The sequence below is a fragment of the Saccharothrix isguenensis genome (genome assembly GCF_052936305.1).
Window position 1 is genome coordinate 3,439,863 of the sequence record NZ_CP193626.1, and the last position, 19,694, is coordinate 3,459,556.

Sequence of the window (19,694 nt, forward strand, 5' to 3'; positions counted from 1 at the left end):
CGTCGTCCAGCGGGGCACGTGGTCGAGCGGGGCACGTGGTCGAGGCGGAGATGGACCTGACCACTGGTCCGGATGCCCCATAGGGTGCGGTCCATGTCCGCCTCGCTGCACCTCGCGGTGCGCAACGCCGCCGTCCTGACGACCGCGCTGGCCCGGACCCGCGGCCACGACCTGATCGCCCGCGCGGGGTACCTGGCGATGAGCGGACCGACACTGCTTCGGGTGCTCGCGGTGCGCCCGGACCCCGACCCGGACGACCTGGCCGAGCTGGAGCTGCTGGTCAAGCGCGCGCCGGCGCGGGTGGTGGTCGAGGACTCGTTCGGCACGATCGACGGCGCGGCGCTCGGGCTCACCTACCGGCAGATGCCGGTGATGATCAGGCCGCCGGAGCCCGTGCCGCCGCCCGCCCCGAACGCCACACCCGCCCCGAACGCCACACCCGCCCCGAACGCCACACCCGTCACGAACGCCACGCCTGTCTTCGACGTCACGCCCGTCCGCACGGCGGCCGAGTGGGCGGTCGCCGAGCAGGTCGTGGTCGACGGCTTCCCGATGCCCGGCTTCCCGACCGGGAACGCGCTGCCCTTTGCGCTGCTGGACCGGGAAGGCTTCCGGCTGCACGTGGTGCGGCGCGACGGCGTGGTGGCCGGGGCGGGCCTGACCGTCGAGGCCGACGACGCGGTCGGCGTGTACTGGGTGACGACCCTGCCCGAGCACCGCTCCCGCGGCGTCGGCCGGGCGCTGATGGACGCCATGATCAGCGATTTTCCCGTGCCGATGACGCTCACGGCGGCCAAGCCGGGCAGGCCGCTCTACGAATCGCTGGGCTTCTCCGTCGTCACCCAGGCGACCTGGTGGTCGAACGTCGACTGACGGGTCGGTCCTCCAAGCCGATGTAGCCGAACTCCGGCCTCCCGGCCGTCCGGTACGTCGTGACCGACACGCCGGAAGCGGTCGCGCGGCTGTCCACCAGTCGCATGGCGGTGGGCGGAGCGCCGTCGCGGAAGAGCCGCTTGCCCGCGCCCAGCACCACCGGCACCACGCACAGCCGGTACTCGTCCACCAGGTCGTTCGCGATCAACGTCTGGAGCAGTCCGCCGCTGCCGTGGACCTGCAGGTCACGGCCGGGCAGCTCCTTCAGCACCTTCACCTGCGCGACCAGGTCGCCGAGCACGGTCGTGCCCGCCCACCCCGGTTCGGTCAGCGTGGTGGAGGCGACGTACTTGGGGCGGGTGTTGAGGGCGGTCGCGACCGGGTCGGCCGGGTCGTCCACGCGTGGCCAGTGCTCGGCGAAGCCCTCGTAGGTGCGGCGGCCCAGCAGGAACGCGTCCGCGCGGCCGAACCACTCGCCGATCGCCGCGACCAGGTCCTCGTCCACGAACGGCACGGCCCAGCCACCCGACTCGAACCCGCCGTCGCGGTCCTCGTCCGGGCCGCCGGGCGCCTGGACCACGCCGTCCAGGGAGATGAACGTCATCACGGTGAGTCGCATCCGGTGCTCCTTGCGGTCTGTCGTCTCAGTGCCTTCACTCGTGCGTCGAACGGGCTGTCGCCGGATCGACACGTCGCTGAAAAAATCCGGGCCCACGCCGTCGACGGCCGGGCGTCAGTCCGGGGCACGGCCCGGCGCTGCCGTTCCCGGCCGGGGCGAAAGCGTTCCCGATGGCGACGATCGCGATGGCGTCGTCATTCGGCACCGGTTGGTCATCGGCCATCCGGGCGTGGCCCTGGTTGATTCCTCCAATTCACTTGATATCGACGTGAATTCGGGATAAATGGGCGGGTGGAGGGCTGTCGGCACGTCCGACGTTCACCTAGTGGGAAGCACGGATGGGTGACGTCGGCGCCACGCCGCGTGGTTTCCACACCGTGGGACACCTGGGCATACCCGTGACGTGGAGGCGCCTCCGCGTGTGGGAGACTTCGCGCCATGGCTCCTCTTCGCTTCGCCCTGCCCAACAAGGGCTCGTTGAGTGCTCCCGCGGCCCAAATGCTGGCCGAAGCGGGTTACCGGGTGAACAGGTCAGGTCGTGAGCTGATCGTGGCCGACCCGGCAAATGATGTGCAGTTCTTTTTCCTGCGGCCCCGCGACATCGCGGTGTACGTGGGCGAGGGGTCGTTGGACGTCGGCATCACCGGTCGTGATCTGTTGCTCGATTCCACCGTGTCCGCGAAGGAAATCCTGCCGCTCGGCTTCGGCCGGGCGTCGTTCTACTTCGCGTCGAAGCCCGGTGGCATCGAGGACGCGGACGGCCTGGAGGGCAAGCGGATCGCGACCAGCTACCCGAACCTGGTCGAGCGCCACCTGGCCGACCTCGGCGTCAAGGCGCGCCTCGTCCGGCTGGACGGCGCGGTGGAGACGGCCGTCGAACTCGGCGTGGCCGACGCGATCGCCGACGTGGTGGAAACCGGCATCACGCTGAAGACCTCCGGGCTGGAGACGTTCGGCTCGCCGATCCTCAAGTCCGAGGCCGTGCTGATCCAGGGCGACACCGTGGCCGACAACGGGGACTCGGTGCGCGCGGTGGAGATCCTGCACCGCCGGCTCCAGGGCGTGCTGATCGCCCGCCGCTACGTCATCCTCGACTTCGACTGCCCCACCGAGGCGCAGGAGGAGGCGTTCAAGCTGGTGCCCGGCATCGAGTCGCCCACCGTCTCGCCGCTGGCCCGCGAAGGCTGGGTGGCCGTCCGCTCCCTCGTCCCGCGCGACGACGCCCCGTTCATCATGGACGAGCTGTGGCGCGTCGGCGCCCGCGCCATCCTCGTCAGCTCCCTCGACACCTGCCGCATCTGAACCCCCGCGAGTCCTCCACTCAGACACCGCGAGTCGACCGCTCGGACACCCCGAACTCCACGTTCGCGCACCTCACACCGTGCGCGAACGTGGAGTTCTTCGTTTCTCCGGCCGCCCGTTGGTGTCTGAGCGTTGAATAAGGGGTGCGCGAGTGGACGATTCCGAGTGCGCGAGTGGACGACTCGCGGTGCCCGAGTGGACGACTCGCGGGTGCTAGACGTGGTCTAGCGGGTGGTCTCGCGCCTTCGGGGTGAGAGGAGGTGGTCGAGGTGGAGGCGCTGCGCATCGCCGTGATCATCGGCAGCACCCGCGAGGGACGGCTCGGTGACGACATCGGCCGGTGGGTCGCCGGACTGGCGGCCGGGCGGGCCGACGTCGAGCCGGCCGTCCTCGACCTGGCCGACTACGACTTCCCCCCGTGCTACCCGGCCCGGCCGACGCCGGAGATCCGGCGGTTCACCGGGCAGGTGGCGGACGCTGACGGGTTCGTCGTCGTCACCCCCGAGTACAACCGCAGCTTCCCCGCCTCGCTGAAGCAGGCCATCGACTACGCCTACGACGAGTGGCACGCCAAGCCCGCCGGTTTCGTCTCCTACGGCTACCGCTCCGAGGGCTTCCACGCCGTGGAACAGCTCCGAACAGTTTTCACCGAGTTGCACGTCATGACTATGCGCACCGGCGTCGGGGTGAACCTCCTCGCCGACGAGCCGCTCGACACCGAGCACCGCCGGTGCGCCGCGGAAGCGATGTTCGACCAGCTCACCTGGTGGGCGTCGGCCCTGAAGGAAGCCCGCACCCGACGCCCCTACGTCTCCTGACGTCCGAGAAAGGGAAATCATGAACGCCATCGAAACGTCGGGCCTGGTCAAGGTCTTCGGCGACACCCGCGCGGTGGACGGCGTCGACCTGACCGTGCCCGCCGGGACGGTGTACGGCCTGCTCGGCCCGAACGGCGCGGGCAAGACCACGACGGTCCGCATGCTCGCCACCCTGCTGCGGCCGGACGGAGGGGAGGCGCGGGTGTTCGGTCACGACGTGCGCGCCGACCCCGACGCGGTCCGGCAGCTCGTCAGCCTCACCGGCCAGTACGCCTCGGTGGACGAGGACCTGACCGGCACCGAGAACCTGATCCTGCTGGCCAGGCTCCTCGGTCACACCCGCGCCCACTCCCGGCAGCGGGCCGTGCAGCTGCTGGAGGCGTTCGGGCTGACGGACGCGGCGGGCAAGCAGGTCAAGCACTACTCCGGCGGTATGCGCCGCCGGCTGGACATCGCGGCCAGCATCCTGAACACGCCGAAGCTGCTGTTCCTGGACGAGCCGACCACCGGCCTCGACCCGCGCAGCCGCAACCAGGTGTGGGACATCATCCGCGCCGTCGTCGCGCACGGCACCACCGTGCTGCTGACCACGCAGTACCTGGACGAGGCCGACCAGCTCGCCTCCCGGATCGCGGTGATCGACCACGGCAAGGTCATCGCCGAGGGCACCAAGGGCGAGCTGAAGGCGTCGGTCGGCGTGGGCGCGGTGCACCTGCGGTTGCGTGACGCGGACCAGCGGCCACGGGCGCGGGAGGTGCTGATCGCCGCGCTGGGCTCGGACGTCCAGCTCGACCCGGACCCGGTGGCGCTCACCGCGCGGCTGACCGGCCGGGCCACCGAGCAGGCCGCCGAGGCGCTGGGCCAACTCGCCCGCGAGGGCATCACCGTCGACACGTTCTCGCTCGGGCAGCCCAGCCTGGACGAGGTCTTCCTCGCACTCACCGACAAGACCGGCAACACCGGCAACCCGGACAAGAAGGAGGCGGCGGCGTGACCGTCACCAAGGAACCCGAACTCCTCCCCGCGCCGAAGCCGGAGGACCTGGCGGCGCTGCTGCTGGAGAACGAACGGCCGCCCAGGCCGTCCGCGCTGTCCGCGTCGCTCACCTTCGGCTGGCGCGCCGTGCTGAAGATCAAGCACGTGCCGGAGCAGCTGTTCGACGTCACCGCGTTCCCGATCATGATGATCCTGATGTTCACCTACCTGTTCGGCGGCGCGCTCGCCGGCTCGCCGGGGGAGTACATCCAGTACCTGCTGCCCGGCATCACGGTGACCAGCGTCGTGATGATCACCATGTACACGGGTGTCGCGGTGAACACCGACATCGAGAAGGGCGTGTTCGACCGGTTCCGCACGCTCCCGATCTGGCGGCCCGCGCCGATGGTCGGCTACATCCTGGGCGACCTGCTGCGGTACGTGCTGGCGTCGTTCACCATCATGGTCGTCGGCCTGATCCTCGGGTTCCGGCCCGACGGCGGTGTGGTCGGCGTCGTGCTGGGCGTGGGACTGCTGGTGGTGTTCTCGTTCGCGTTCTCGTGGGTCTGGACGATGTTCGGCCTGCTGCTGCGCAGCGAGAAGTCGGTGATGGGCACCAGCATGCTCGTGCTGTTCCCACTGACGTTCCTCTCCAACGTCTACGTCGACCCGGCCACCATGCCCGGCTGGCTCCAGTCGTTCGTCAACGTCAACCCGATCAGCAAGTTGGTGGCGGCCGTGCGGGCGCTGATGGCCGGCGGCTTCGACGGTGACGCGATGATGTGGACGCTCGGCTACAGCGTCGTGTTCACCGCCGTGTTCGGCGCCTGGACCATGCGTTTGTACAACCGGAAGTGACGTCGAGCCCGGGCCTACAGCTTGAAGTGCTCGTGTCCTGAGTAGACGCACGTCGCCCCGGTCGACACGGTCTCCCGCAGGTGGGCCGCGAGACCGGGGTGGCGTGCGTCCAGTCTCCGGAGCGCGTCGCGGATGCGGGCGGTGACCGTCTTGCGTGCCCTTTCCGCTTCGTCGCCGAGCTTGCGGGTGCGGCCCGCCAGGCCGGCGGCGGCACGCAGTTCCTCCAGCAGGGCGGCGCGTTCGCGGTCGAGGGCGGCGGCGCGTTCGTCGTCCAACGCCCGGTCGATCTCCTCGTCCAGCTGCTCCAGCCGTCGCCGGTAGCGGGACTTCGCCTCGTCGTCCAGCACCGGGTCACCGCCCAGCCGCGCGGACGCCACCGCCTCCGGTGCGAGCAACGACACGGCCGACACCGGTTCACCCGGCCTGCCCAGCAGCACGTGCAGGTCCCGCAAGCCCTTCGAGTCCGGCGTCCGCACCGTGGACCCGCCGTACGTCAACGTCCACACGTCACCGTCGCGGCGGAACTCCCGGGGCGCCGAGGGGTCCGGCTCGGCGGTCGCCGACGAACCCGGCGCCTCGGCCAGGTGACGGCGGGCCAGCGCCGCCCACGGCCGGGCGTTCAGCCGCTCCGCCGACCGCTGCGCCGCGCGCAACTCCTCCACCGCCTCGGCGCACCGCCCCAGCACCATGTCCACCACGCCCAGCCACAGGTCGACCGGGCCGCTGATGTCGCACCCGTACAACGACACCAGCCACTTGCCCCGGTGCGGCGCCAACTGCTCGCGCACCCGGGCGGCCACCTCGCGGTCCCCGGTCGCCAGCGCGAACCGGGCGTGGAAACGCAGCCACAGCGGCTCGAACATCTGCTGGTACCGGTCGTCGGGGGAGTGGCGGTCGAGGTGGCCGCGGGCCGTCTCGACGTCGCCGCGCTCCAGCGCCGCGATCCCGGCCGGCAGCCCGGGGCACGGGTGGGTGCTCGCCGCGATCTCCACCGCCAGCTCGTCCAGCTCGGCGAACCGGCCCTGCGGCAGCAGCAGCGCCCACCGCAGGTGCAGGTACATCAGCCGGAACCCGGGGTGGCTGCTCGCGCCCAGCTCGGTCGCCTTGGCCAGCATCGCCTCGGCTTCGGCGAACCGGCCCTGCATGGTGAAGACGATGCACTGGTCGATGGCGGACGAGAAGCTGAACCTCGTCAGCCCGAGCCGTTCGGACAGCGCCACGAACGCGGTCACCTGCTCCGCGTAGCGCGGGTCGCCCAGCTCGACCAGGGCCACCCAGCGGAACGAGGCGGCGAAGTGCTCCGTGTTGTGGTCGCCGCTGCGGCGCGACACGGAGATCAGCTCCTCCGTCAACGCCAGCCGCTGCTCCGCGTTGGCGATACCGGGCGCGGTCTCGTGCGCCGACCACAGGCCCGTCGTCAACGCGTCGTCGTCGCCACCGCCCCGCGCCACCTCGGTGGCGTGCAGGCTGATCGTGCGGGCCAACTCCTCCGGCGGCACGTCCGGCGGCGGCCCGATCAGCCGGGCGTGCGCCTCGCGCAGCAACCGGGCGCCCGCGTCCTCCGGGTCGGTGAGCCGGTAGGTCGCCAACGCCACCCTGGCGAACGGCTCCGGGTCGTCCAGCCCACGCGCGGTGGTGGCGGTCTCGTCGAAGATCCGACGCGCCTCGGCGGGTTCGCCGCAGTGGAACAGGTCGTGGCCCAGCTCCAACGCGACCGCGATCCGCCGCCGCGGGGTGTCGGCACGGGCGAGCGCCCGCCGGTAGTGCCCGGAGGCCTCCTCGAACGACATCCGGCTGCTCGCGTCACGTGCCGCCGCGACCAGGACGTCCACCGCGCGGTCGGCGGGCACCAGGTCGCCCGCCAGGTGCGCGTGCCGGGCCAGGTCGGCCGGGAACACCTCGCCGGCCAGGTCGCCGTCCAACTCGCGGATCACGGCGGCGTGCCGTTCGGCCGGGTCGGACAGCGAGTCGTACAGGGTCTCGCGCACCAGGTCGTGCACGAAGGAGAACCGGCCGCCGCCCAGCCCCACCACCAGCCGGGCCTGCGCCGCCTGGTCGAGCAGCCGGTCGACGGCGGGCACCGGCAGGGACGCGACCGCCGCCAGCACCTTCCGGTGGAACTCGCGCCCCAGCACGGCGGCGGTGGTCAGCAGGTCGCCGACCGGCACGGGCAGCAGCGACAGCCGCCGGTGCAACGCGTCCCGCACACCGGGCGCGATGGCCGTCACCGAGCCGCCTCCGTGCCACAGCCGCGCCGTCTGCTCCACGAAGAACGGGTTGCCGCCGGTGCGCAGGTGCACCTCGGCGACCAGGTCCGGAGCGGGCTCGCGGCCCGCCGTGCGGGAGATCAGCTCGCCGACCTCGGCCGGTGCGAGACCCGTCAACGAGACCGTCGTGGCCCGGCTCAGCAGCGGCGTCATCACCGGCCGCAGCGGGTGGTCCACGGCGTCGACCTCGGCGTCGCGGTACGTGCCGATCAGCAGCAGCCGCTCGAACCAGGTGTGCTGCGCGGCGAACTCCAGCAGCCGCAACGACGCCGGATCAGCCCAGTGCAGGTCTTCCAGCACGACCACCACCGGTCGGTGGTGCGACACGGCCACCAGCGCCGTCGTCACCGCGTCGTAGAGCGCGAAGCCGTCCGGCTTGTGCTCCGCGGGCGCCTCGCCGAGCAGCACCGCCAGCGGACCCCGGTCGGCCGCCGCCCACTCGTCGGCCGTGGCGGCCCGGCGCAACGCGCGGATCACCTGCACCCAGGGCCAGTGGCCGGGCGCGCTGTCGGAATCCCAGCAGGATCCGCCGAGCACCAGCGCACCGTGCCGCCGCGCCTCCTCGGCCGCGCCCGTCACCAGCGTGGTCTTGCCGATCCCGGCCTCGCCCGCGACCAACACCAGCCCACCGTGGCTCCGGGTGGCGCGGTCGATCTCGGCGCGCAGCACCCCGGCTGGGTGGTCCCGTCCGATGAGTCGCATGGCAGGGTGAAACCTAGCCCACCCCACCGACACCGGGCCGGCGTTCAGGGGATGTCGGGCGAGCCCAGGTCGATCAGTTGTGCGAACGCGGCGTCCACCGCGCCGGGCAGCGCGGCGGGGTCGCCGGACGCGAGTTCGTTGCCGGCCCGGTAGCAGGCGACGGCCAGTTGCGGCGCGAGGACCGCCACCTCGGCGGGCGTGCCGCGTTCGAGCAGGGTGTCCCGGAAGAGCGCGCACAGCCTGGCGAACTTCCGCGCCGAACGGTCACGCAGCTCCGGGTTGTCCCGCAGCAGCCGTTCGTGCGCGCGGAAGTGCTCCTGGTCCACGGTCGACACCCGGCACAGGTCCACCACGACCTCGCGGAGCTGCGCCATCGCGCCGGCCAGGTCGTGCACCGGCGGCAGCGCCCGGTGCCGTTCGGTCAGCTCCTCGACGATCGCCTGCTCGTTGGAGAAGGCGACCTCCTGCTTGTCGCCGAAGTACCGGAAGAACGTGGTCCGGCCGACCTCGGCCCGTTCGGCGATGTCGGCGACCGTGACGTCCGCGAACCCGCGTTCGGCGAACAGCGCGAACGCCGCCGCCACGATCTGTTCCCGCGCGCGCTGCTGCTTGCGCTCGCGCAGCGGCATCCGTCCCGACATGGGGCTCAGCATAGCGGTGCGGCACGGCGTCCGGTACGGTACTCAGTACCAGTTCGAACTACGTACCGGGAGCGACCATGGGGACCACGCTGATGACCGGGGCGAGCCGAGGGCTCGGCCGCCACGCCGCCGAACACCTGCTGCGCCACCACCCGGACCGGCACCTGCTGGTGTTCAACCGCAGGCCCGGCCTGGCCGCCGAACTGGTCCGGCAGACCGGCAACCGGAACGTCTCGGAGGTGGTGTGCGACCTGGCGTCGTTCGCCGACATCCGGCGCGCGGTGTCCGAAGTGGAGGGACCGCTGGACGGGTTCCTGGGCAACGCGGGCCTGCAGATGGCGACCACGAGCAAGCTCACCGCGGACGGCCACGAGATGACCTTCGGCGTGAACGTGCTCGCCTACCACCTGTTGCTGAACCTGCTCATGCCCCGCTTCACCGCCCCGGCGCGGATCGTCGTGGTCGCCAGCGACGTGCACGACAGCGCGCACAACAGCATGGGCCTGATCCCGCCGCCGCGCTGGGACGACCCGCGCGAGCTGGCCAAGCCGGGGGAGGGCAGCGCCAGAGCGGGCAGGCGTGCGTACGCCACCAGCAAGCTCGGCGTGATCTACCTGGTGCACGCGCTCCGGCGCCGGCTGCCCGAGGAGGTCGACGTCTACTCCTACAACCCCGGCCTGGTGCCGGGGACGGGGCTGGCGCGTGAGGCGGGCCGGGCCGGTCAGGCCGTGTTCCACGCGGTCTCGACGGCTTTGACCGCCACGCGGATCGCCACCAGGCCGGCCGACGCCGGTCGGCTGCTGGCGGAGGCGATGGCAGGTCCCCGCCCCGCTGACAGCGGTGCCTACCTCAGCCGGGGCGAGGTGGTCCCGTCATCGCCCGAGTCCTACGACGAGCGGCGCGAGGAGGAGCTGTGGGCCGCCGCCGACGAGCTGTGCGGGATCAGCCGCACGACCCGCCGTTCGGCGTGAACGTGCCCGGAGCGGTCGACGAGGAGCCGTTGACCTGGTAGTCGATGGGCACGCTCCTGCCGGGCGCGAGGTGCGGTCCACGCCGGGTTGGCCCGTGACGTCCGCCCCACCGGGCGGGCGGCCGTGACCGTGCTCGACCTGATCGTGTGCCACAGCCGGTGTCACCAGGGCTTCAGCTCGTTCGGTGTGCACCCCGGCCATGGTGGTGTCGTCGGTGTGCGAACGGCCACCGCCGAACCCGGTCGGTCACTCGGACGCGCAGATCGGCGCAACTCCCTGGTCACCTCGGTCCGGCGTCACCGGGGCCGTTCGAGCCGGCGGGGTAGGTCTCCAGCGGGACGGTGTGGTCGGCCCAGGCCTGGAGGATCGGTTCGACCACCCGCCAGCTCTCCTCGGCCTCGTCCGCGCGGATCGACAGGGTCTGGTCACCTCGCACGATCTCCTGGAGCAGCAGCGAGTACGGCGGCAGCTGCCGGGCGGGGTAACGGGCGTCGAGCACGGCGCGTTCGAGGTCGAACGGGTTGCCCGCGCCGTTGAGGTTGACGTCGAGGGCGACGCTGTCGGGGTCGAGGGAGAAGCGCAGCGTGTTGTGCGGTGCGACGTCGGGGAACGGCTGGTGGGGCGCGGGGTGGAAGTGGACGGTGACCTCGCGGCGGGTGGCGCCGAGCGCCTTGCCGGTGCGCAGCCGGAAGGGGACGCCTGCCCAGCGCCAGTTGTCCACGGCCAGCACCACTTCGGCGAACGTCTCGGTGCACCGGGAAGCGTCCACCTGGGACTCGTCGACGTACGCCGGGACGGGTTCGCCGTTCACGCTGCCACCGGTGTAGCGGGCACGCCGCGTCTTCGCCGGCATCTCGTCGGGCTCGGGCGCGCGCACCGCGCGCAGCGCCTCCACCTTGCGGTCGCGCAGGTCGCGTTGCCCCGTGCTGACGGGCGGTTCCATGGCCACCAGCGCCAGCAGTTGCAGCAGGTGGTTCTGGATCATGTCCTTGAGCGCGCCGGCGTTGTCGTAGTAGCCGCCGCGCCCTTCCACGCCCAGCGTCTCGTCCCACACGATGTCCACCGCGCGGACGTGCAGCGCGTTCCAGACCGGTTCGAAGATCCGGTTGGCGAATCGCAGGCCGAGGATGTTCAGGACGGTCTGCTTGGCCAGGAAGTGGTCGACGCGGAAGACGTCCTCCTCGTCGAAGCGCTCGTGGATCAGCTCGTTGAGACGCCGCGCGTCGGCGAGGTCGGCGCCGAAGGGCTTCTCCACCACCAGCTTGCTCCCCGGCGGTGGCGGACGGTGCGCCAAAGCGCGCAGGGTGTCGTAGAAGACGTGGCTGGGCAGTGCCAGGTAGACCGCCGCGGGCCCGGTCAGCGCGTCGAGGACCGCGCCGAGGTCCCGGTGGTCGGTGACGTCGGCCGTCCGGTGCCGCAGGCGTTCGGTGAACGACCGCACCTCGGCGTCGGGCAGGTCGGGCGCGTGGCGGGCCAGGCGCTCCCGTGCGGCGGCTTTGAACCCCTCGTCGTCGAGGTCGTGCCGGTCGACGCCGATGACGGTGAACTCGTCGTCGAGCAGGCGGGCGGCGTGCAGTCGCGCGGCGGCGGGGAGCAGGTACCGCCCTGTGAGGTCTCCCGACGCGCCGAGCACCACGAGGGACTGCAACACCATCCGATCCACCATTCCCTTCGCCCACTGACGTCCGACGGTTCCTGCCGCACCGGTTACCCGGTCGGGGCGGGGCTAAATATCGCTTGCTGCCGTCGAGGTCGCGCCGTGGTGGTCAGGCCATTTGCACGGGGGTGGCCCTCCGCCCGCCGGAGTGCCGCCTGGGCGGTGTGGTCGGCGGTAGCGGTCACACCGCCGCGCTGCGGCCGGAGCCGGGTGGCGGTCCGTCGTCGTCGGGGGATCGGCGCGCGGCGCGCGGCTGTCGTGGTGCGGTCAGGAGCCCTCGGACGGCCAAGGCCGATGCCCAGACCAGGATGCCGATCACCACCAGCGACGGATCGGCCAGGACACCGATCGCCGCGATCACCAGCCCGAGCACGACCACCGCGGTCAGCCAGCCGGTGGCCGGGTGGCCCGGGCGGTTGAGCGCGCGAATGCGGTCGGCGAACTCCGGGTCCTCTCTCTCCAACAGCTCCTCGATCGCGTGGAAGCGGCGCTGTTCGTCGTGGTTCAGCATGGTGTGCTCCGTGCGGGCCGTGGCGCGGGCGGTCTGCGGTTCCGCCTCGTTCTCGTGGTGGTAGAACAACTGCGCCCGGTAGCGGTGCCGCATGCCGTATCCGGCACACAGCAGGCTGACGGCGAGCGCGGTGAGCAGTACCAGGTCCCATCGGCCGGCGAGTGGGGAACCGGGTGCCGCGAGCAGCAGTCCGCCCAGCACCAGCCACAGCGTCCATCGCATGTCGGCTCCTCGTCCGGGCGCGGCTTGTCGTCGCCTGGCAACAGGTGCTCTTCCATGTTCATCCGCGCGAGCGATCCGCAAAAGGACCGGGACCAGCGGTCACGACGGCCCGTTGGCTGCCGGGCACCGGCAAGCGAAGGGCTCTGTCCCGTCCTGGACCGCAGGCGTCGGAGACCTCCCGGCAGTCCTCCGACCTTGACCACCGAACCGGGCGGCTGCCCCTGCCGGCGGAGTGGTTGCCGGGTTCCGGCAACCGGGCGTAGTCCACATGTGCCGGTGCGGCCCCTGCGGTCACGGCCGTCCGTCGCTACCGTTGCGAGGGAGGAAAACGGACATTTGCCCCCATGGAAAGGGTTGACGCATCCCTGACCACGCGACGCGCGGCAACGCGCGGTGACGACCGGAGCGAGAACCATGTCCATGAGGCAGAACCCCACGTACGACCCACTCGACGAGCACTCGGTTCCCGTCCGGGAAGCGTCCACGAACCTCGCCGTCACCGACGCGGTCGGCCGACCCGTCAGCGGATGCGGTCGCGGTGTCCCGGCCCTCATCGAGGTGTCCGCCTTCGACTGCGGGGAGAAGCGGGGTTCGGTGATCGCCCGGGCGCGACCCACCGGCGTCGCCACCCGAACGGGCGACGCGGTCGTGGTGCGCGCCGTCGGTGAGATCGACGTCGTCTCCGCGCCGGTCCTGGCCGCGGCGCTGCGAGCGGGATGCGCCGCGGTGCGCCGACCGCACCCGTTGGTGGTCGACCTGACCGGAGTGCGGCTCTTCTCTGCGGCAGGGTTGGCGGTGCTGGCCACGACCAAGCGGCAATGCCTCGATCGAGGGGTGCCCTTGCGCGTGGTGGCCACTCATCGCGGGGTGCTGCGACCCCTGCGCGTCACCGGCATGGACGCGTTGTTCGACGTCACGTCCACGCTCGCCGAGGCCATCGCGCCGGACCCGGCGCCGGCACGCGGGCGGTGAGTGCCCGATCGCAGCGGCGCGCCGGTCCACCGACCTCCCGCACACCTTCGCGTTGGCCGGTGTGGATGCCCGTGAGGACCGCGTGGTGCCTCTCGTGGGCGGAACTCACTCCATGGAGGCGGTATCGCCTTCGGCGTGGTTGAGAAGTGGACGTGCGGATACTCCGGCCTGTGACGGTGTCGTGCTCGACATCGGTGGCCCGGCGTCGAAGTGCGGATTCGCAGGACAAGTGCTATATAGGAGGGTGTTTGGTGGACGAGCGCGCCGGAGCCGACGCAGGTCTGGTGCGACGCGTGGTGGACCCTCTGCGCCGGTTCATCCACGACGAAGCCGCCGGTGGTGTGGTGCTGCTGCTGGCCACGGTGGGCGCGCTGGTGTGGGCCAACAGCCCCGCCGCAGCGGGGTACGAAGCGCTGTGGCACCTCCGGGCGACCGTCGGCTGGGGGCCGGCGGCGGTGACCGAGGACCTGCGCCACTGGGTCAACGACGGGCTGATGGTCCTGTTCTTCTTCGTCGTCGGCCTGGAGATCAAGCGCGAGCTGGCGGTGGGCGAGCTGCGCGACCGTCGCGCCGCGACGCTGCCCGCGCTGGCGGCCCTGGGCGGGGTGGTCCTGCCCGCGCTGTTGTTCCTGCTGCTGGTCGGCGGCGGCCCGGAGGCGCGGGGGTGGGGCATCCCGCTGGCCACGGACATCGCCTTCGCCGTGGGAGTGCTCGCGCTGCTGGGCTCGCGGATCCCGGCCGGGGCGAAGCTGTTCCTGCTGTCGGTGGCGATCGTCGACGACATCCTCGCGGTCGGCGTCATCGCGGTGGCCTACACCGACACCGTCGAGTTCGCGTGGTTGCTCGCGGCGGTGGCCGGCCTCGCCGCGGTCGCGGTGATGCGTCGGTGCGGGATCGGTTCGGTGGTGGCGTACGTCCCGGTGGGCGTGTTCGTCTGGTACGCGACGCTGCACTCGGGCGTGCACGCCACGATCGCGGGCGTCGTGCTGGGCCTGATGACCCCGGCCCGACCCGTGGGCGGTCGCGCCGTCCTGGACACCCTCCAGCACAGGCTGCACCCGATCACCGCGTTCGCCGTCGTACCGCTGTTCGCCCTGGCCAATGCGGGGGTGGACCTGCGTGGTGGTGCCTTGAGCGATGCGGTCGGGAGCCCGGTCGCGTGGTCGGTCGCGCTCGGGCTGCTCGTCGGCAAGGTCGTCGGGATCGGTGGTGTGACGTGGCTGGCGTTGAAGCTGAACGTCGGCGTGCTGCCCAGGGGGATGCCCCTGCGGCTGGTCTGGGGTGTGGCGGCGCTGGCGGGGATCGGTTTCACCGTCTCGCTGTTCATCGCCGACCTGGCGTACACCGACGCGGCGCTGGTCACCCAGGCCAAGGTGGGCATCTTCGCCGCCAGCGCCGCGGCGGCCGTGCTCGGCAGCGGACTGCTGCTCGCGTTCACCCGGCGCGGCGCTCCGGCCGCCGACGCGACCGGGCGGGCTGGGAACTCCGAGGTGAAGGGTGACGGGGATGGATGAGTTGGCCGAGGTCGTCGAGGCCGGGACGCGCCTGCGCCCCTTGCTGCCGGAGGACGGCTACCTGCCGATCGCCGACCACGCCCTCATCGGCGACGGCGAGGGCTGCGCCTTGGTGGGACGCGACGCGGTGATCACCTGGATGTGCGTGCCCCGGTTCGACGCGCCGCCGTTGGTCTGCGGGCTGCTCGACCACCGCCGCGGCGGCGGGGTGGGGTTGTTGGCCCAGGACGTGCTCGAAGCCGACCAGTCCTACCTGCCCGACACCGGCGTGGTGGTGACCACCGTGCGCACCGCCACCGGTGTCGCGGCGGTCAGCGACGCCTTCCTGCTGCACTCGTCCGCCCTCCTGGAGGCGGAGATGTCACCGGGTCGCGGCGAGCTGCTGCGACGCATCCGGGTGCTGTCCGGAAGGGTGTCGGTGCGGCCACGGGTCGACCTGCGAGGCGGGACGCGGGTCAGCCGCTCCGGCGGTGGGTGGCTCCTGTGCCCCCACGACCGCGACGACGTCGAACTGCACCTGTCCGTGGACCGGCCGCTGGATCCCGATCGCGCCGTGGAGCTGGAGGCGGGCAGCCAGGTCGACGTGGTGCTGCGGTGGGCGCCGGGCTCGGCGCGCCAAGAGCGCCGGAACCGCGCCGGCATGCTGGGGGACACGGTCCGGGCGTGGCGGCGCTGGGCCGCCCTGATCCGCTACGACGGCCCGCAGCGCGACCTGGTGCGCCGCTCGGCGCTGACCCTCAAGCTGCTCGACCACCTGCCCAACGGGGCGATCATCGCGGCTCCCACCTCCAGCCTGCCGGAGGAGATCGGCGGTGAGCGCAACTGGGACTACCGCTTCACCTGGGTCAGGGACGCGGCCTTCACCGTGTACGCGCTGCGCCGCATCGGCCTGCCGCACGAGGCCGAGCAGTTCCTCACCTGGGTGCTCGACGCGGTCGAACGCGACGGCACGGCACGCGTGATGTACACGATCGACGGCACGCAGCCTCCCGCGGAGCGGCTCGACACCGGGTTGACGGGCTACCGCGGCTCCGCGCCGGTGCGATGGGGCAACGCGGCCGCCGACCAGACCCAGAACGACGTGTACGGGGAAATCCTCGACTGCGCCTACCAGTGGGCCGGTGCGGGCGGTGAGCTCGACGCCCACCTGTGGCAGAGGCTCGCCGGGCTCGCCGACTCCGCTCGGGCCAAGGCACGCGAACCCGACCACGGCATCTGGGAGGTGCGCAGCCCCGGCCGGCCCTTCACCTACTCGGTGGCCCTCTGCCAGGTCGCGCTCGACCGCGCCGCCCGCCTCGCCCGCAAGCACGGCCTGCCCGCCGACGTGGACGGGTGGGAGGCCGAGGCCGCCGAGCTGCGGCACCTCATCCTGACCGAGGCGTGGGACGACGGGCTCGGCTCGTTGACCGAGCAGCTCGGCGGAGGCGGTCTCGACGCCAGCCTGCTCACGCTGCCCCTGCGCCGCGTCGTGCCCGCCGACCACCCCCGCATGATCGCCACCACCCGGGCCGTCGCCGAACACCTCGGCGCGGGTGACGGACTGCTCTACCGCTACCTCCCGGAACGGTCACCGGATGGGCTTACCGGTCACGAGGGCGCGTTCCTGCTCTGCAGCTTCTGGCTCGTGGACAACCTCGCGATGCAGGGACAGCTGGACCGGGCGCTGGAGCTCTACGACTCGCTGTGCGCCCGTGCCGGGCACCTGGGGCTGCTGCCCGAGGAGATCGACCCGGGCAGCGGCGCGTTCCTGGGCAACTACCCCCAGGCGTTCAGCCACATCGGCGTCATCGCTTCCGGCATCAACCTGACCCGCAGGCTCGCCGCCCGCGAGGGCGGACCTGGAGGAGGCTGACCTCTCCGCTGGTCTTCGGTGCGGCGGGGGCCTTTCCGGCGACCGGGTGTGCTCCGCCGGTTGGGCGGAGCACACCCGGTCGGTCAGCGTCCTTGGCTGGGGTAGGGGAGCAGTGCCATCTCGCGTGCGTTCTTGATGGCGGTGGCGACCTGGCGTTGTTGCTGCGGTGTCAGGCCGGTGACGCGGCGGGAGCGGATCTTGCCCCGGTCGGAGATGAACTTCCGCAGCAGGGCCGCGTCCTTCCAGTCCACCTCGGTGATGCCCTCTTTGCGCAGGAGGTTGACCCGGCGCTTCGGCACGCGTTCGGTCTTGGGCATCCGGCTCACCAGCTCGACTTGCTGACGCCGGGCAGTTCGCCGCGGTGGGCCATCTCGCGCAGTCGGATGCGGGACAGGCCGAACGCGCGGTTGAACGCCCTGGGCCGGCCGTCCACCACGTCGCGGTTGCGCAGCCTGGTGGGGCTGGCATCGCGGGGGAGCTTCTGCAACGCGCGCAGGGCCTCGTCGCGGCGTTCGGGGTCGAGTCGGATGGTCTCCTTGAGCTCGTGGCGTCGCTCGGCGTACCGGGCGACGACTTCCCGTCGCCGGCGGTCCTTGGCGATCTTGGACTTCTTGGCCATCAGCGTTCCTCCTTGAAGTCGACGTGGCGGCGCACGACGGGGTCGAACTTGCGCAGGACCATGCGGTCGGGGTCGTTCCGGCGGTTCTTGCGGGTGACGTAGGTGTAGCCGGTGCCCGCGGTGGAGCGGAGCTTGATGATCGGCCGGAGGTCGGTGGACTTGGCCATCAGACCTTCACCCCCTGGCGGCGCAGTTCGGAGACCACCGCTTCGACGCCGCGGCGGTCGAGGGTCTTGATGCCCTTGGTCGAGAGGTTCAGCACGACGTGGCGGTTCTCCGAGGGGAGCCAGTACCTGCGGCGCTGGGTGTTGGGCAGCCAGCGGCGGGACGTGCGCCGGTGCGAGTGCGAGACCTGCTTGCCGAAGCCGGGTTTGCGCCCGGTGACCTGGCAGTGCCGTGACGACACGCTACCTCCAGTGTGAAACGACAATCGTTTCCGTTAGGCTAGCCCACATGGGAACCGAGGTCCTACTGGTGGCCGGTCTGGCGCAGCACGACGTCGCCGAGGAGGTCTGGCGCGCATCGCGGGGATCGGTGCTGGTCCGCCACGACCTGCGCGACCTCGCCCAGGGCGTGGTGCGCCGCTGGGTCGACGGGCGGCTGACCGTGCTCGAACTGGCCCACGGGTGCGTCTCGTGCACGCTGCGCCTGGACCTCCTGCCGCTGGTGGAGCGGCTGGGCGGTCGGGTGGTCGTGCACCTGGACCCGGCGCTGGAGCCGGAAGCCGTCTGCTTCGCGTTGCGCGAGGTCGACGTGCGGGTGGAAGCGGTGATCACCGTGGTGGACCGCGAGACCTGGCTCGCCGACGCGACCGGTGAGGACACGATGGACGACCGCGGCCTGGGCGCGGCCGAGGGCGACGAGCGCACCGTGGCGCAGGTGGTCGTGGGTCAGGCCGAGTTCGCCGACGCGATCGTGCTGACCGGCGCGGGTGACGATCCCGAGCTGGACGCGGTGCTGGACAGGCTGTCCCCGCTCGCGCCGCGGCGGCGTCGGGACGCGTTGGACGTGCCGGAACTGCTGGCCGCCATCCCCGACGACGCCCGCCGGGGCCGTTTCGACGACGGCTTCGGCGCCCTGCTGCACGGGCAGCCGCCGCTGCGGCCGGCCCACGGCGCGGCCGTCGTCCACTTCACCGAACGGCGCCCGTTCCACCCCATGCGGCTGCACCAGGCGATCGACGTCCTGCTCGATGGCGTCGTGCGCACCCGCGGCCGGGTGTGGGTGGCCAGCCAGCCGGATGTCGCGCTGTGGCTGGAATCGGCCGGCGGCGGCCTCAACGTCGGCAACCTCGGCCCGTGGCTCGCGGCCGTCGACGACTGGTCCGAGGTGCCCGCCGAACGCCAGGTGACCGCGTCGGCGGTCTGGGACCCCTACTACGGCGACCGGTCGCAGGAACTGGTGGTCATCACCAGGTCCGCGTCGCCGGGCGAGATCACGGCGGCACTGCGCGAGGCGCTGGTGACCGACGAGGAACTGGCGCTGATCGACGAACTGGAGTTCGTCGACCCGTTCGCCGAGTGGCACGACGAGATGGAGGAATTGTGAAGCAGGGCATCCACCCCGACTACCACCCGGTGGTCTTCCAGGACCAGGCGACGGGCAAGGCGTTCCTGACCCGGTCCACGGCCACGTCGACCCGCACGATCGACTGGGAGGACGGCAACACCTACCCGCTGATCACCGTGGACATCACCTCGGACTCGCACCCGTTCTGGACGGGCGCCCAGAGGGTCATGGACACCGCGGGCCGCGTGGAGAAGTTCAACCGCCGCTACGGCAAGAGGAACCGCTGACATGGCCGTCCCCAAGCGCAAGATGTCGCGCAGCAACACCCGCCACCGCCGCTCGCGGTGGAAGGCCGAGGTGCCCCAGCTGGTGCCGGTCACCACCCTGGACGGCCGCAAGCTGACCGTGCCCCGGCGACTCGTCGCGGCCTACCGGCGAGGCCTGTTGTAACCGGTCAGGCCCTTGAACCCCCACCAGGGGTGGCGCGGCGACGCCCTGTGCCGACCGGGCGGGTCCTCAGGCGTCGCCGCGCATCGAGCGCCGGATTTCTTCGAGCTTGTCGAGCCCGGCCTGCCGACGTGCCTCGAACTGGTCCTCGACCACCTTGGCCTCCGGGGTGGCGTCGGCGAGCTCCTCGGCGCCGATGCTCGTGGCGACCCGGCTCTCGATGCGGTCGCGGACGTGCTCGAAGCTGGGCACACCGTCCTCGCTGTAGTCGCCGGGAGGCACCACGGGCTGCGCCGCTTCGTGCTCGACGCTCTCGACGATCTCGGCGTCGATCACCGGTTCCCGCTTCTCGTCCATCGCCCGAC

The 19,694-nt window shown here is 71.8% G+C and carries 22 protein-coding genes; 12 read left to right on the top strand and 10 right to left on the bottom strand.

The genetic code is table 11. From position 1 onward, the window contains the following. The first annotated feature begins 93 nt into the window (after nt 1-93). Entirely contained in the window at nt 94-873 is a 780-nt protein-coding gene (locus tag ACRAKI_RS15910) for a GNAT family N-acetyltransferase (protein WP_447007861.1), read from the top strand. Here ACRAKI_RS15910 and ACRAKI_RS15915 read toward each other — a convergent pair. Next, entirely contained in the window at nt 839-1,492 is a 654-nt protein-coding gene (locus ACRAKI_RS15915; RefSeq protein WP_447007862.1) for a dihydrofolate reductase family protein, read from the bottom strand. The two genes, ACRAKI_RS15910 and ACRAKI_RS15915, sit on opposite strands and share 35 nt — an antisense overlap. Before the next feature lie 438 nt (nt 1,493-1,930). Here ACRAKI_RS15915 and hisG point away from each other — a divergent pair, with 438 nt between their 5' ends. The 4 genes from hisG (at nt 1,931) to ACRAKI_RS15935 (ending at nt 5,445) form a co-directional block, all read left to right on the top strand. After that, nucleotides 1,931-2,794, top strand: a complete 864-nt coding sequence (hisG, locus tag ACRAKI_RS15920) for an ATP phosphoribosyltransferase (protein ID WP_447007863.1) — start codon at nt 1,931-1,933, stop codon at nt 2,792-2,794. Between the two features lie 269 nt (nt 2,795-3,063). Then, nucleotides 3,064-3,612, top strand: coding sequence for an NADPH-dependent FMN reductase (locus ACRAKI_RS15925; protein ID WP_447008432.1), 549 nt, complete (start codon nt 3,064-3,066; stop codon nt 3,610-3,612). A 19-nt stretch (nt 3,613-3,631) separates the two neighbouring features. Further along, a complete protein-coding gene (locus ACRAKI_RS15930; RefSeq protein ID WP_447007864.1) occupies nt 3,632-4,606 on the top strand; it encodes an ATP-binding cassette domain-containing protein in 975 nt (324 codons plus the stop codon). Further along, entirely contained in the window at nt 4,603-5,445 is an 843-nt protein-coding gene (locus ACRAKI_RS15935; RefSeq protein WP_447007865.1) for an ABC transporter permease, read from the top strand. Before ACRAKI_RS15930 ends, ACRAKI_RS15935 begins: the two co-directional genes overlap by 4 nt. A 14-nt stretch (nt 5,446-5,459) precedes the next feature. On the opposite strand, the gene ACRAKI_RS15940 is transcribed toward ACRAKI_RS15935, so the two are convergent. Continuing rightward, nucleotides 5,460-8,414, bottom strand: coding sequence for an ATP-binding protein (locus tag ACRAKI_RS15940; RefSeq protein ID WP_447007866.1), 2,955 nt, complete (start codon nt 8,412-8,414; stop codon nt 5,460-5,462). Between the two features lie 44 nt (nt 8,415-8,458). Next, the gene (locus ACRAKI_RS15945; protein WP_447007867.1) at nt 8,459-9,055 is read right to left on the bottom strand and encodes a TetR/AcrR family transcriptional regulator; all 597 of its coding nucleotides are present in this window, start codon (nt 9,053-9,055) and stop codon (nt 8,459-8,461) included. A gap of 77 nt (nt 9,056-9,132) precedes the next feature. Here ACRAKI_RS15945 and ACRAKI_RS15950 point away from each other — a divergent pair, with 77 nt between their 5' ends. Then, nucleotides 9,133-10,026, top strand: coding sequence for an SDR family NAD(P)-dependent oxidoreductase (locus ACRAKI_RS15950; protein WP_447007868.1), 894 nt, complete (start codon nt 9,133-9,135; stop codon nt 10,024-10,026). A 280-nt stretch (nt 10,027-10,306) separates the two neighbouring features. On the opposite strand, the gene ACRAKI_RS15955 is transcribed toward ACRAKI_RS15950, so the two are convergent. Both ACRAKI_RS15955 and ACRAKI_RS15960 read right to left on the bottom strand, forming a co-directional pair. Beyond that, complete coding sequence (locus ACRAKI_RS15955) at nt 10,307-11,680, bottom strand: glucose-6-phosphate dehydrogenase (protein ID WP_447007869.1); 1,374 nt, start codon at nt 11,678-11,680, stop codon at nt 10,307-10,309. Nucleotides 11,681-11,864: 184 nt separating this feature from the next. After that, nucleotides 11,865-12,416 carry a DUF3040 domain-containing protein gene (locus ACRAKI_RS15960; protein ID WP_447007870.1) on the bottom strand — a complete coding sequence of 184 codons (552 nt, stop codon included), beginning with the start codon at nt 12,414-12,416 and terminating at the stop codon, nt 11,865-11,867. Nucleotides 12,417-12,836: 420 nt separating this feature from the next. On the opposite strand from ACRAKI_RS15960, the gene ACRAKI_RS15965 reads away from it, so the two are divergent. The 3 genes from ACRAKI_RS15965 (at nt 12,837) to ACRAKI_RS15975 (ending at nt 16,754) form a co-directional block, all read left to right on the top strand. Further along, complete coding sequence (locus ACRAKI_RS15965) at nt 12,837-13,388, top strand: anti-sigma factor antagonist (RefSeq protein WP_447007871.1); 552 nt, start codon at nt 12,837-12,839, stop codon at nt 13,386-13,388. Between the two features lie 251 nt (nt 13,389-13,639). Further along, nucleotides 13,640-14,902 carry a Na+/H+ antiporter NhaA gene (nhaA, locus tag ACRAKI_RS15970; RefSeq protein WP_447007872.1) on the top strand — a complete coding sequence of 421 codons (1,263 nt, stop codon included), beginning with the start codon at nt 13,640-13,642 and terminating at the stop codon, nt 14,900-14,902. Next, entirely contained in the window at nt 14,895-16,754 is a 1,860-nt protein-coding gene (locus ACRAKI_RS15975; protein WP_447007873.1) for a glycoside hydrolase family 15 protein, read from the top strand. Before nhaA ends, ACRAKI_RS15975 begins: the two co-directional genes overlap by 8 nt. 83 nt (nt 16,755-16,837) lie before the next feature. Here ACRAKI_RS15975 and rpsR read toward each other — a convergent pair whose 3' ends face one another. Genes rpsR through rpmB form a run of 4 tightly spaced genes read right to left on the bottom strand, consistent with a single transcriptional unit; the run spans nt 16,838 to nt 17,779 of the window. Continuing rightward, complete coding sequence (rpsR, locus tag ACRAKI_RS15980; protein WP_447007874.1) at nt 16,838-17,071, bottom strand: 30S ribosomal protein S18; 234 nt, start codon at nt 17,069-17,071, stop codon at nt 16,838-16,840. 5 nt (nt 17,072-17,076) lie between these two features. Then, nucleotides 17,077-17,373 carry a 30S ribosomal protein S14 gene (rpsN, locus tag ACRAKI_RS15985; RefSeq protein ID WP_447007875.1) on the bottom strand — a complete coding sequence of 99 codons (297 nt, stop codon included), beginning with the start codon at nt 17,371-17,373 and terminating at the stop codon, nt 17,077-17,079. Further along, a complete protein-coding gene (rpmG, locus tag ACRAKI_RS15990) occupies nt 17,373-17,540 on the bottom strand; it encodes a 50S ribosomal protein L33 (protein ID WP_447007876.1) in 168 nt (55 codons plus the stop codon). The genes rpsN and rpmG overlap by 1 nt, the downstream gene beginning before the upstream one ends. Continuing rightward, on the bottom strand, nt 17,540-17,779 hold the full coding sequence (gene rpmB / locus ACRAKI_RS15995; protein WP_447007877.1) for a 50S ribosomal protein L28: 240 nt from the start codon (nt 17,777-17,779) through the stop codon (nt 17,540-17,542). Before rpmB ends, rpmG begins: the two co-directional genes overlap by 1 nt. 47 nt (nt 17,780-17,826) lie before the next feature. Between rpmB and mrf the strand changes: the two genes are divergently transcribed. Genes mrf through rpmF form a run of 3 tightly spaced genes read left to right on the top strand, consistent with a single transcriptional unit; the run spans nt 17,827 to nt 19,332 of the window. Beyond that, nucleotides 17,827-18,921: a ribosome hibernation factor-recruiting GTPase MRF gene (gene mrf / locus ACRAKI_RS16000; protein ID WP_447007878.1), complete on the top strand. Its 1,095-nt coding sequence runs from the start codon at nt 17,827-17,829 to the stop codon at nt 18,919-18,921. Then, nucleotides 18,918-19,169, top strand: coding sequence for a type B 50S ribosomal protein L31 (locus ACRAKI_RS16005; RefSeq protein ID WP_053715060.1), 252 nt, complete (start codon nt 18,918-18,920; stop codon nt 19,167-19,169). The genes mrf and ACRAKI_RS16005 overlap by 4 nt, the downstream gene beginning before the upstream one ends. Nucleotide 19,170: 1 nt before the next feature. After that, nucleotides 19,171-19,332, top strand: coding sequence for a 50S ribosomal protein L32 (rpmF, locus tag ACRAKI_RS16010; RefSeq protein WP_447007879.1), 162 nt, complete (start codon nt 19,171-19,173; stop codon nt 19,330-19,332). 66 nt (nt 19,333-19,398) lie between these two features. Here the strand turns inward: rpmF and ACRAKI_RS16015 are convergent, their stop codons facing one another. Further along, nucleotides 19,399-19,686 (bottom strand): hypothetical protein, encoded by a 288-nt coding sequence (locus ACRAKI_RS16015; RefSeq protein WP_447007880.1) that lies wholly within the window; start codon nt 19,684-19,686, stop codon nt 19,399-19,401. Nucleotides 19,687-19,694: the final 8 nt, after the last annotated feature.